The sequence below is a fragment of the Hymenobacter daeguensis genome (genome assembly GCF_054780555.1).
The window spans coordinates 391829-403710 of record NZ_BAAGWC010000002.1 but is presented as its reverse complement, the minus strand read 5'-3'; the positions used below and the strand labels follow the sequence as shown (position 1 = coordinate 403710).

The following is an 11882-nucleotide window of genomic DNA, read 5'->3' as shown; positions in this document are numbered from 1 at the left end:
AAAAACTTGGCCAAAAAAAACCGGCGCAAAGCAAGACTGCGCCGGTTCTGTGCTCTGCAATGAGCTAAACGTTTGGTCGGGTATTTTTAGTACCGGCCTTGCCTACATCGGGTTGGGAGTGTCGGCGGATGTAGGCCTCGATGGCACCGGTCATTGACGGAGCATTGGGGTGGGGCGCTTCGATGTCCAGAATAAGGCCGGCATCGATTACGGCTTTGGCAGTAGTGGGGCCAAAAGCGGCAATACGGGTGCCCTCCTGCACAAAATCGGGAAAATTTATGAAGAGCGAACTGATGCCGGAAGGGCTAAAGAAAGCGAGGCAGTCGTACTTCACGTCCGACAAATCGGACAGGTCGCTGGCGACGGTGCGGTAGATAACCGCCTCTGAAAACTTGAGATTGTTGGCCCGCATGAACACCGGCAAATCGTCTTTGCGGATATCGGAACAGGGATACAAAAAATTCTCGCCTTTATGCTTTTTGATGATGTCAAAAAGGTCGGCGGCGGTGCGTTCGCCCACGAAGAGCTTGCGCTTGCGCAATACGATATACTTCTGCAGGTAGTTGGCAGTCTGCTCCGAAATGCAGAAATACTTCATTTCGGCCGGCATCTCCAGCTTGGCTTCCTGGCAGATGCGAAAAAAATGGTCAACGGCATTACGGCTGGTAAAAATTACCGCCGTAAAGTCCAGAATATTGATTTTTTCGCGCCGAAAGTCCTTGTAGGATACGGGCTGCACTTCAATAAATTCCCGAAAATCTACTTTAATGCCGTATTTCTCAGCGATGGTAAAGTAGGGGGAAACGTCGTTGGTGGGCTTGGGCTGGGTAACCAGGATGCTACTGATGCGCTTGGCGTGCCGGCCTGTGCCCGGCTTTTCTGCACTATCGGCCATACAGGGAAGAGTGGGTAATGCTTAGAACGATATGAGGAAGGAAAGGACTAAGGCGAGCAGCCAGGCGGCCAATCAGTATGTGAAGACAATAAGTTTAAGTAAAACCAGTAAAGGCAGTACTTCGGTAGCACAAAGGTAGGCAAACAAATGCAAATTCAGCAGCGAAGCGTGACGATGCAAGGTGCGCCCGACGCGCAGCACCGAGCCAACGAGGACAATGCCGATTGCAAAACTGGCGGCCCAGGCTACCGTCTGGGGAAAGCTCGTGTTGAGACTCAGGTACAGCAGCAGCACCAACGGCAGAAACAAGCCCGCTAACAGGGTGGTGCGGAGAAACTCGCGAAACTGGATGTCGACTAGGGGAAGCAGGTCGAAGATATACGCCATGATGCCCACGTACAGATACTTACCAAACACGAAGGCGGTGATAATGACCGTATAGAGCAGTACCCGCGCGACAATGGCCGTTTCGGGCACGTTGATGAAGCGACGGAGCAGCGGCAGGTTTTGCAGGTCGGTGTGAATGGCGGTGAGCAGCAGGGCAAATGATAGCGCGAAGAGCAAAACCAATAGCAGGTTTAGCAGCGAAAAGGCCGGCTTGGAGAGGAAGGCCTGCTGGTCGCTGCCGCGCCCAAACAGCTCGTCGAGCTGAAAAATGCGGGCCAGACCGGGCTGGTAGGTGGTACGCACGGCCCCGTAAGACAGGCCCAGCACCAGCAGCAGGCCCAGGTACACACTCTGGCCTTGCGGGCCGGGCAGGCGCGGCTGGGCCTGTCCGGTAAGGCTGGCCGTAGCGGGGCTGGCACTGCCGCCCGGTCGCACGCCGGAAAAAGACGCAAGGGCGGGAATACCATCGGGCTGCCACACGGCCAGCAGGTGCCGGCCGGCCGGGAGCTGCGCCGGGAGCAGGCGGGCCAGGTCGAGGGAATAAGTGCCGGCGGAGCGGGCCGTGAAAACCAGCTGGTTATCAAGAAACAAGCTGAGGCCGCGCTGCGCCGCAAAGGAGAGCGGAAACGACAGATTGCGGCTGACCTGCACCCACTGGTAATAGGCATGGGCGGGCTGATGGTAGCCGGGCAGGTAGAAAATCAGCCGGTTACGGGCAGCATCGTGAATCAGCCAGTCGGCGGAGATGGACGCCGGGGGCGCGGGCGGCAGCTGGCGGTACTCGCTGGCATCTGCCCTCCGAAAACCAGCCAGTGCCAGCCACAGGCCCAATGCTGCCCGCCACGCAGAACGGCGCCAAAACGTCCGGGCAGTCATGGCAGAGCTAGTTGCTGGGTTCGGAAGCCAGCAACTGCCGACGGGAGATGCGGCTCTGGTACACGCCAAAAAAGATGCTCAGCAGGGCCGAGAATACGGCCAGGGCGGCAATGATGATGGTGTTGCCGAGGTAGGCGAAGTGGATGACGAACAAGGCCACGATTATATTCAGCAGGCCCAGCAACAGCACAGTGCTGATTTGCTGAAACCCCATGGCCAGGATGCGGTGATGAATGTGGTTTTTATCGGGCGAGAAGGGCGACTTGCCGGCCAGCATGCGCAACGAAAACACGCGGAGCGTATCGAATAGCGGCACAAACAGAATGCCCACGGCTACCGATGGGGCCGACGAGCCGAAGGGCTGCCCCACGCGCAGGCCCATTTCGATGAACTGAATGGCCAGCACCGACACGATGAAGCCGCAGACGAGCGAGCCCGTGTCGCCCATGAAGATGGGGGCCCGGTGAAAATTATAGCGCAGAAAGCCCAGCAAGCCGCCGATGAGGCAGACGGCCACGTATGCATAGTTGCCATAGCTGGGGCCGCCGTATTGATAGAAGTAATACCCGAACGTGCCGCAGATAATGAGGACGATGGTGCCGGCGAGGCCATCGAGGCCGTCGATGAGGTTGATGGCGTTGGTGATGCCCACAATTACGCTCAGCGTGAAGGCGTAGCTGATGCCAATGGGCAGGGTGCCGATGCCCAGAATGCCCTGAAAACTGGTGATGCGCACGTCGGCCATTATCATGACAATGCCCGTGGCGAGCAGCTGGCCCACAAATTTCTTGGAAACCGACATGCCCACGAGGTCGTCTTTAAGCCCCACGAAAAACAGGATGATGCACCCGGCCAGCAGCTCTTTGGCCCCGTTTTCGAGCGGAGCGAAGATGGTGAGCGCCGACATGAAGCCCGCAAACACGGCCACCCCGCCCAGGCGCGGCGTGAGCGACTGGTGCACCGTGCGCCCGTTGGGCGTATCGAGCATGTTTTTGAGGTGGGCGATGTAGATAATGGACGGCACGGCAAAGAGCGACACGAGCAGCGCCCACATCCAGGACAGTCCCAGGGGTATATCAAAGTGAGTCATAGCAGGCACAAAGTACGGGTTAAAGGCATTGGCAAACCGCCGAAAAGCCGCGTGGCAGAGAGGAGTTTAGCTGTGCAGAATGCCCACGCGGTCGAGCAGGGCAATGTGCGTGAAGTTGTCGGGCACGATGGAATCGGGCACGAAGATGAATTTCTTGTCGAAAATCTGCGCGCCGTGGTAGTAGCTCACCCAATACTGATTATTCAGGTGAAACAGGGCCGGGTCGAGCGGCTCGACGGGGATGGCCGTGTGCGCGGGCACTTCCTCGAACAGGTAGCGCAGGGTAGAGGTGCGCACCTTTTCGCCATCGGGCTGCTGGCCGTAGCCGTTGGCGTTGATGATGACGTTGGTCAGCGGAAAGTCATTGTGATTGAGCAGGTACACTTGCCAGAGGGGCTGGCCGTCGGGGGTTTGGGCATTGTCGGCGGCGAGCACCACCGCCACCGAAACGCCTTCGACCTGTTCAAATGGAATGTCTTGTTTCACAGAAACTCGGATTTAGCAGATTTTGAGGGATTGAACGAAATGAACCGGCCCGGCACCATGTGGAGCTCAGGCCGAAGCCGGCGTGGCTCCGAGCAGCTCCAGCAGGTGCGGCAGCAGGCGCTCCTGCACCTCGGCCACCGATACGGGCGTGGCGGGGCCCAGTTCCTGGGCCAGCGAGGTCACGGCTTTGTCGGATATGCCGCAGGGCACGATGTGGCCGAAGTACGAGAGGTCGGGATTTACGTTGAGCGCGAGCCCGTGCAGCGTCACCCAACGGCTGCATTTCACGCCGAACGCGCAGATTTTGCGCGGGTTGGCCGCTCCTTCCTCCCAATCGAGCCACACGCCGGTGAGGCCGGCGATGCGGCCGGCATTCAGGCCGTACTCCGCCAGGGTGCGGATAACGGCTTCCTCCAGCGTGCGCAGGTACCAGTGGATGTCGGCCTTGAAATTATCGAGGTCGAGGATGGGGTAGCCCACCAGCTGGCCGGGGCCGTGGTAGGTGATGTCGCCGCCCCGGTTGATGCGGTGGAAGCTGGCTTCGTGCGCGGCCAGGGCCGCTTCGTCCAGCAGCAGGTGTTCGGGCTTGCCGCTTTTGCCCAGGGTGTAGGTGTGCGGGTGCTCGCAGAGCAGCAGATGGTTGGGCGTGGGCAACGGGGCCGCGCCGGTGGTTTCGGCTTGGCGGTTCCGGGTTTTGATGGCGATGGTGGCATCCATCAGCGACTCCTGCAGCTGCCAGGTCGGAACGTAATCGACCAGGCCCAGGCGCCGGACCTGAACCGTGCGGTTGATGGGGGCGCTGGCGTCGTCGGGAAGGATGGCGTCGAGCAGTTGCGGACGAAACTGTTCTACAGAAGAAGCCATGGGCGAAGGTTAATGAATCGGGACGCAAAGGTACTAAGCACCGTAGGCATTAGCTTGCGCAGGGCTGCGGCGGGCTTATAACCGCTCCCTGCCTCTTTTGGCGGCTCCGTCGGCACCCGGTTTTTCCAATTTCCCCCTTTAGCTGCTATTCATGGCCCACGCGCCGCACGAACTAGGCCAGGCCGGCGAGCAGGCCGCCGCCGACTACTATCAGGCCCGGGGCTTTGAGGTGCTGGCGCGCGGCTACCGGCACGGCCGGGCCGAGGTGGACCTGGTGTTGCGCCGCGGCACCGAGCTGCTGGTGTTCGCGGAGGTTAAAACCCGCTCTTCCAGTCAGTTCGGCCCGCCCGAGACGTTTGTGTCGGCGCGCAAGAAGGAGCTGTTTCGCTTGGCCGCCACGCATTTGCAGGAAGAGCTGGACTGGCGCGGCGACATCCGCTTCGATATCCTGGCCCTGACGCTGCTCAGCCAAGGCTTCCGCATCGAGCACTTTGAGGACGCTTTTTATTGATTAGCGCCGCTTGGGAGCCACTTTCGGCGCGGCTTTGGGCACGGTGCGGGGCGGCACGGTAGCCCGGCGGGCACCGGGCTTGTCCACGGCCTCGGGTTCGCCCCGCTTGTCGATGTTCTTTTCCTTGTCGTAGATGAGCACGGCGTTGCGGTTGAACTCGCGCACAAGCTCCGGCTCGGTCACTTCGGGGTCGTAGCCCGACTCGCCGTACTGGTACTCGTAGCGGCGGCGGCCCCGGAAGCCCCAGAATTTGGTCCAGGTGCCCACGCGCTTGCCGTTCTCGAACTGGCCGCGCCAGTCGGGCTGGCCGTTCACGAGGAACTTGGCGTAGTCGCCCTCCAGCTTGCCGTTCACGTAGGGCACCACTTCGTTGATTTTGGCGCGGTCCTCGCCGTAGTAGCTCACGTTGGCATCGCGCGGGAAACCCATCTCGTAGTGGGTTTTGGTCAGCAGCACACCGTTCTTGTCGAACCGCTCCCAGCGCAGGTGCTTGGTACCGAGCGCGTAGTAGCCGGTTTCGAGCACCTTGTTGTTCTGCATCTTCTTGTAGGGGCCGTGCAGAATCTTGAGCGAAGACATGTCCTCCTCAATGGCCGCCAGCTTCAGGATTTTATGCTTCTTGGTGTCGTAGTAGTAGTGTGCCGGGGCGTAGTCGGCCAGCGGCTTGGGGTACTTGAGGTAGTAGAAGATTTCAATAATTTGATTGCGTCCCTTCGGGCCCGATTTGGCGAAGGCCCGCTTCATCTTCTCGCCTAGGAAGACGTTCTTTTTCTTCTTCTTGGATTTGCGCTGGTCGGCCTTTTCCGAGTCCTTGGCCGCTTTTTCCTGCTCTTTGGTGAGCACCACCTTGCGGGCCGTGCTCAGCGAGGGCTTGCCGTTGAGCGTGTCGCTGGTGTGGGTGAGCGTGTCGGACACCAGCACGGCCGCAACGGGCTGCTCCGGCGTGCTGTTGAAGGAAACGGCTTTGCGGGTGCAGGCCCACGGCAGCAGCGTGACCAGCGCCAGCGCCAAACCCAGGAAACGCAGCGGCCGCAGCCACAAACGAGAGATACGCATGAATTGCACGGAATATTTTCGGGGCATCAACGCAAAGGTAGAGCACTTTGGTGCCCGGCGGAGGCAAGGTAGCGAGGGCGTGTAGGAAGCGGCCATGCGGCTGGCGTCCTGAGCGGAGCGAAGGCCCCCAGCCCCGTCGAACAGTTCGCTGGGGCGTGAGAAGGTCCTGCGCTTAGGGTGCCAGCCAAGCGCAGCGTTACCCTCCTACCCGAACCTTCCGCGTCGCCACGTCCAGCGCCTGGCCCGCCACCAGCAGGTGCAGCCGCAGGTTGTGGCCACTGATTACTTCGTCGTCGGGCAGGCCCGCGAGATTGTTGTGCGTGGTTTCGGCGGCATCCACCACCACCACGGCTTCTTCGCCAAACACCTGCGCGGGCTGGCCGGGCCGAAAGAGCAGGCCGGTTTCCTCGCTCAGGCCGATGCCCAGCAGCGTGGGCTGGGCCAGCACGGCGTGCATGAGGCGCGGGTAGCGGGCGCGCTCGGCAAAGTGCTGGTCGAGCAGCACGCCGGGCAGCAGGCCCAGGCCGGGCAGCACGTCAATCTGCCCGCCGAGCAGGCTGCGCCAGCCGTGGCCGTGCACGAGCATCACCTCGGCCAGCGCGGAGGCCCCGGCGCTGGTGCCGGCCAGGATGAAGCCGGCTTCGGCCTGGTGCTTCTGCTTGAGAACGGCCAGGAACTCGGTGCCGAGCAGAAACTCGGTGAGGCGCTCCTGGTCGCCGCCGCTCATGAACACCAGCGCGGCCTTGCGCAGGCGCAGGAGGGTGGCGGGGTCGTCGGCGGGGTGGTCTTCGTTTACCTGCAGGTGGCGCACGTGCGGGCAGCCCAGTTGGTGCCAGGCGTGGGCATAGGCGGCGGCGGTGCGGGCGGGCTGGCGGCGGGTGGCCGTGGTGAGCACCTCGATGGGGGCGTTGCGGTCGGGCAGCAGGCCGGCCAGCAGGGCCAGCAGAGGGTCATCGTCGCCGCCGCCAAACACGGCGAGGGTGCCCAAAGGCGCAGCAGTTGGAGGTTCGGCGGGCATAGGCACGGGGGTTTGAAGCGGCAAGATGGGGCGGCCGGGCGGAATAGTGCGAGTGCGCTTTGCAGCGCCTGTCATCCTGCGCGGCGCGAAGGACCTTGTTACGCCTCCAACTCTATGGCCGATACTGCGAACAGATTCAGCGGTGAGCAGGTCCTTCGCGCCGCGCAGGATGACAGGCAGAGCCTTAAATCATCCGGCCGGCCCTGCCCATTTACCGCCGGCTTCGCCCTACTTTTGTGGCGCTTATTTTCTCCATCAACCCCGCTTGCCTAGCGAAGCATCTCCCCTCCCCTCTTTTTCATGCAGCCGCAGACCGTGGAAACCATCACGTCCCTGATTCAGGAGGGCGAATTTTTTAAGCTCAAGCAGCTGCTTCGTGATTTCCAGCCTTCGGAGCTGGTGGCGCTGATTGAGGCCGAAGAGGACCGGGAGCAGCTTATTATTTTCCGGCTGCTGCCGCTGAAGCTGGCCACCGAGGTGTTCGAATACCTCGATTTGGAGGTGCAGCGGCACTTTCTCGACAACCTGGCCCAGGACAAGATGGCCGACATCCTCAACGAGATGTCGCCGGACGACCGCACGGCCCTGCTGGAGTTTCTGCCCGCCAACTTCGTGGCCGAGCTGGTGCAAAGCCTGAGCGAGGAAGAGCGCAAGGTGACCCTGCAGCTGCTGGGCTACCCCGAATACTCGGTGGGCCGCCTGATGACACCCGACTACATCGCCATCCGCGAGAACTGGACGGTGCAGCAGGTGCTCGACTACATCCGGCAGCACGGCGGGCAGTCCGAAACGCTGAGCATGCTGTATGTGACCGACGCGCACGGCGTGCTGATTGACGACATCCGGATTCGGGAATTTCTGCTGGCCGCGCCCACCTCGCGGGTGCGCGACCTCATGGACCGCCGCTACGTGAGCCTGCACGCCAACCAGGACCAGGAAGAAGCCATCGATATTTTCCGGCGCAACGACCGGGTGGCGCTGCCCGTGGTTTCGGATACGGGCATCCTGCTCGGCATTGTGACGCAGGACGACATTCTGAGCATTCGGGAAGAGGAAGACACCGAGGACATCCAGAAGTTTGGCGGCTCCGAAGCCCTCGACGAGCCCTACCTCACCACCCCGCTGCTGAGCATGGTGCAGAAGCGGGCCGGCTGGCTGGTGGTGCTGTTTCTGGGCGAACTGCTCACGGCCTCGGCCATGCAGTTTTTCGAAGGTGAGCTGCAGAAGGCCATTGTGCTGGTGCAGTTTATTCCGCTCATCATCAGCTCGGGCGGCAATTCGGGCTCGCAGGCCACGTCGCTCATCATTCGGGCCATGGCGCTGGGCGAGTTCAAGCTGAACGAATGGTGGCTGGTGATGCGGCGCGAGTTGGCCTCGGGGCTGGCGCTGGGCATCATTCTGGGCATTGTGGGCTTTGCCCGCATTGCGGTGTGGCAGAGCATCACGCCCATTTATGGCCCGCACTGGCTCATGGTGGCCCTCACGGTGGGCGTGGCGCTGGTGGGCATTGTGCTGTGGGGCTCGCTGGCGGGCTCCATGCTGCCGCTGCTGCTCAAGAAGCTGGGCCTGGACCCGGCCACGTCCTCGGCCCCCTTCGTGGCCACGCTGGTCGACGTGACGGGGCTGATTATCTACTTCACTGTGGCGCTGGTGATGCTGCACGGCACGCTGCTGTAGGGACTTTAGTAATTGGCTGTCGTCCTGAGCGGAGTTTATTTCAGCTGTATTTACTGCAAACCGTTCTCACGTGAGAAGGTCCTTCGCTGCGCTCAGGATGACAAACGCTTCCATCGTACGCCTCCATCCCGTCCTTCCCGTCCTGGCCACCGCCGGTGCCCTGGCCCTGAGCAGCTGCGCCGTGGTGGGCAACGTCACGCAGCTCGATGACGACTACTACCGCGTGGTGCGCCGAGCCTCCCCCGATTCGCTGGTGGCGGCCCTGCCCACCACCCGCCTCTACGTGCAGCAGCGCGCCGATACGCTGCTGCTCACGCCCGATGCCCCCGCCGGGCGGCCCCATACCTACCGCTACCGCCTGCGCCCCAGCCACGAGCTGGTACTGCTGCGCCGCCGGCTCGACGTCGATATTTTCACCATTCCCTTCAAGGTGCGGCCGCCCCAGGGCGGGGTGCCGGTGCAGCTCAACACCAATTTCAACGCGGCCGTTTACGTGGGCAGGCGGCTCGATTTTTACGCGCTGCGCACCAGGCGCACCACGCCGTTCGGGCCCACGGCGCACGTTCGGGTCACGGGGCTGGGCTACGGGGCCTTCGTGGGCGCGGGCTCCACGTTCATTACCGACGACGTGGCCCAGCTGCGCCCCACCGCCGCCGAGTACGAAGGCGTGGTGATTCATGGCGGCGTGGCCACCATTTTCGATGCCCGCGCCTTCAACATCGGCCTGGCCGTGGGCGTCGACCAGCTGCTGGGGCCCGATGGCGCCTCCTGGGCCTACCAGCACAAGCCCTGGTTCGGCGTGCTGTTTGGGCTGGATTTGAACTAGCCATGCCCCCGCCGAAACCCATCGGCACCCGTATCGACCAACGGTTTTGGGCAGAGGCCACGGCGCGGCTCCGTGGCCGAAAGGCCGCGTATTTATACGCCCACGTAGAAATGCGGTGCGAAGCCAGGTAAAACAACGGTTTTTGAAATTCAGGTAGTTGTGCGCTGATAGCACCAGCCGCCGATGTGTCCCTTTGTGATGTCGAACGAAGCTTCACCCCGACACCAGGCGGCTGCCGAAAAGCCTTCAGAATCAGAGTAGGCGCACACTCCTTTTTTCTTCAAATACCATGGCATACCCAACCGTAGGCAAATTCACCCTCAACCAGCAAGGCGGCTACGTGTGCCGCACCGAGTTCGTGTACCTCGACGACAGCGGCCAGCAGCACCAGTCTTCCCAAACCAGCAACGAGCTGCTGGGCCAGTCCTACACCACCGACCCCGGCGACCTCGGCGTGCCGGACGGCTCCATCGTCTGGATGAAAATCTGGGTGATGTGGGGCAACGACAACCAGGCCACCCAGGCCTTCATCTACCAGAAAGGCAGCGCCAAAACCGCCACCTACACCTGCTCCGGCACCACGCTCAGCAACAACCTCGCCCTCAACGGCGTGAACTAATCGCCGCGTAGCGGCCGGCCGATGCCGCCAGTCTTCGGCCGGCTCCGCTCCCACAAAAAAACCCTTTGCTGCACGCAAAGGGCTTTTTTGTGCAGAAGCTTTATTCCAGCTTGCGGCGGCTGGCTTTCTTCTCGCCTTGCAGCTTTTTGCCTTCGAGGCGCTTGCGCACGGCGGCTTTGCTGGGCCTGGTGGCCTTGCGGGACTTGGGCCGGCGCAGGCTTTTGAGCAGCAGCGCGTGGAAGCGGGCCAGGGCAATTTCTTTGTTGCGCAGCTGGCTGCGGTCGTCCTGCGCCGTTACCAGCAGCAGGCCCTCGGCGGTGAGCTGATGGCCGATTTTTTCCAGAATCAGGGCCTTCTGCTCCTCAGTCAGCACCTGCGAAGCCTGCAAGTGCCAGCGCAGCTCCACCCGCGACTCCACCTTGTTCACATTCTGCCCGCCCGGCCCGCTGGCCCGGCTGGTCTGGAAGGTGATTTCGGGCAGAAAAGTATCGGCGGGAGGCAGCATGTTTTGAATTATGAATTATAAATTATGAATTATGAGTTGGCGAAACGAGCCCGTCCGGCGGTCAATTCATCATTCATAATTTATAATTCATAATTATTTAGTAAGCAGCATGGCTCCGTAGGAATAGCCACCGCCAAATACGGTGATAATCACCTTGTCGCCGCCCCGGAGCGTGTCCCACACCTCGGCCAGGCCGATGGCGGCCCCGGCGCAGCCCGTGTTGCCGAGGCGCTCGATGTTGCTCACGGCGCGGGCCGGGTCAAGGCCCAGGGCCTTGGTCACGTTTTTCGAGATGCGCAGGTTGGCCTGGTGCGGAATGAGGTAGGTAAGCTCCTGCGTGGGGATGTGGTGCTTGTCGAGCAGCGTCTGGGTCACGCGGGCCATGTAGGTGCAGGCCTGCTGAAACACGTCGCGCCCGAAGGGCATCACAATGCCTTTTTCCACCGGCTTCAGGGTCACGGCCTCGTCGGCTTTGCTCACGGGCGCAGCCCCGCCGGTGATGACTTCGGCAATGTGCAGGTCGGCGGGGCTGATGCGCTCCTTGCTGATGAGCAGCGCCGCCGCACCGTCGCCCCATAGGTGGCCGGCAATGGTGTCTTCCTCGTTGTTGTAGGCGGTGTTGTGCTCGCTCACCACCACCACGGCGCGGCGGGCCTTGCCCATGGCAAAGTAGCCTTCCACAATTTCCACCGCATTCAGCAGCGACGAGCAGGCCGAGGAGATGCTGACGGTCGGGATTTCGTTGATGCCCAAATCGCGCTGCACGGCGTGCGCGGCGGTAAAAATGGTATCGTGCGGCGTATAGGTTCCGGCTACGATAAGGTCGACACTATTCTGAGCAAAGGCGGGGGCAGCGGCCAGCGCGGCGCGGGTCGCGGCAATGGCCATGGTGTTGGCATTTTCGCCGGGGGCCGCTTTGCGGCGCTCCTCTATGCCGGTGCGCTCAATTATCCACTCGCTGGCCAGGCCATTCAGACGGGTGAAATGCGCGTTGGTGACGACGGCCTCCGGGAGGTAGGCCGCCACATGATGAAGGTACACGGAGTGGTATTGGGTGGAAAACGTAAGCGGG

General features: G+C 61.8%; 13 protein-coding genes. 4 read left to right on the top strand and 9 right to left on the bottom strand.

The genetic code is table 11. The features are described from left to right. Window positions 1–64: 64 nt before the first annotated feature. The 5 genes from ACYVHT_RS05345 to lipB form a co-directional block, all read right to left on the bottom strand. The gene (locus ACYVHT_RS05345) at window positions 65–895 is read right to left on the bottom strand and encodes a uroporphyrinogen-III synthase (protein ID WP_460548734.1); all 831 of its coding nucleotides are present in this window, start codon (window positions 893–895) and stop codon (window positions 65–67) included. 72 nt (window positions 896–967) lie between these two features. Further along, window positions 968–2113, bottom strand: a complete 1146-nt coding sequence (locus tag ACYVHT_RS05340) for a DUF4271 domain-containing protein (protein ID WP_460548732.1) — start codon at window positions 2111–2113, stop codon at window positions 968–970. A 52-nt stretch (window positions 2114–2165) separates the two neighbouring features. Further along, the gene (locus ACYVHT_RS05335) at window positions 2166–3248 is read right to left on the bottom strand and encodes an MraY family glycosyltransferase (protein ID WP_460548730.1); all 1083 of its coding nucleotides are present in this window, start codon (window positions 3246–3248) and stop codon (window positions 2166–2168) included. A gap of 66 nt (window positions 3249–3314) precedes the next feature. After that, a complete protein-coding gene (locus tag ACYVHT_RS05330) occupies window positions 3315–3734 on the bottom strand; it encodes a hypothetical protein (RefSeq protein ID WP_460548728.1) in 420 nt (139 codons plus the stop codon). Between the two features lie 66 nt (window positions 3735–3800). Then, the gene (lipB, locus tag ACYVHT_RS05325) at window positions 3801–4598 is read right to left on the bottom strand and encodes a lipoyl(octanoyl) transferase LipB (RefSeq protein WP_460548726.1); all 798 of its coding nucleotides are present in this window, start codon (window positions 4596–4598) and stop codon (window positions 3801–3803) included. Window positions 4599–4749: 151 nt separating this feature from the next. On the opposite strand from lipB, the gene ACYVHT_RS05320 reads away from it, so the two are divergent. Continuing rightward, the gene (locus tag ACYVHT_RS05320) at window positions 4750–5109 is read left to right on the top strand and encodes a YraN family protein (RefSeq protein ID WP_460548724.1); all 360 of its coding nucleotides are present in this window, start codon (window positions 4750–4752) and stop codon (window positions 5107–5109) included. On the opposite strand, the gene ACYVHT_RS05315 is transcribed toward ACYVHT_RS05320, so the two are convergent. Both ACYVHT_RS05315 and ACYVHT_RS05310 read right to left on the bottom strand, forming a co-directional pair. Continuing rightward, window positions 5110–6165 (bottom strand): toxin-antitoxin system YwqK family antitoxin, encoded by a 1056-nt coding sequence (locus ACYVHT_RS05315; protein WP_460548722.1) that lies wholly within the window; start codon window positions 6163–6165, stop codon window positions 5110–5112. It lies immediately after the preceding gene. Window positions 6166–6361: 196 nt separating this feature from the next. Next, on the bottom strand, window positions 6362–7183 hold the full coding sequence (locus ACYVHT_RS05310; protein ID WP_460548720.1) for a cyanophycinase: 822 nt from the start codon (window positions 7181–7183) through the stop codon (window positions 6362–6364). A gap of 300 nt (window positions 7184–7483) precedes the next feature. Here ACYVHT_RS05310 and mgtE point away from each other — a divergent pair, with 300 nt between their 5' ends. The 3 genes from mgtE to ACYVHT_RS05295 all read left to right on the top strand — a co-directional run bounded on the left by mgtE (window position 7484) and on the right by ACYVHT_RS05295 (window position 10305). Beyond that, complete coding sequence (mgtE, locus tag ACYVHT_RS05305) at window positions 7484–8860, top strand: magnesium transporter (RefSeq protein WP_460548718.1); 1377 nt, start codon at window positions 7484–7486, stop codon at window positions 8858–8860. 97 nt (window positions 8861–8957) lie between these two features. Next, entirely contained in the window at window positions 8958–9686 is a 729-nt protein-coding gene (locus tag ACYVHT_RS05300; RefSeq protein ID WP_460548716.1) for a hypothetical protein, read from the top strand. 289 nt (window positions 9687–9975) lie between these two features. After that, window positions 9976–10305 carry a hypothetical protein gene (locus tag ACYVHT_RS05295; RefSeq protein ID WP_460548714.1) on the top strand — a complete coding sequence of 110 codons (330 nt, stop codon included), beginning with the start codon at window positions 9976–9978 and terminating at the stop codon, window positions 10303–10305. 100 nt (window positions 10306–10405) lie between these two features. Here ACYVHT_RS05295 and arfB read toward each other — a convergent pair whose 3' ends face one another. Together arfB and ACYVHT_RS05285 are read right to left on the bottom strand one after the other, a co-directional pair. Continuing rightward, on the bottom strand, window positions 10406–10810 hold the full coding sequence (arfB, locus tag ACYVHT_RS05290) for an aminoacyl-tRNA hydrolase (protein ID WP_460548712.1): 405 nt from the start codon (window positions 10808–10810) through the stop codon (window positions 10406–10408). Between the two features lie 93 nt (window positions 10811–10903). Beyond that, window positions 10904–11851: a 3-oxoacyl-ACP synthase III family protein gene (locus tag ACYVHT_RS05285; RefSeq protein ID WP_460548710.1), complete on the bottom strand. Its 948-nt coding sequence runs from the start codon at window positions 11849–11851 to the stop codon at window positions 10904–10906. Window positions 11852–11882: the final 31 nt, after the last annotated feature.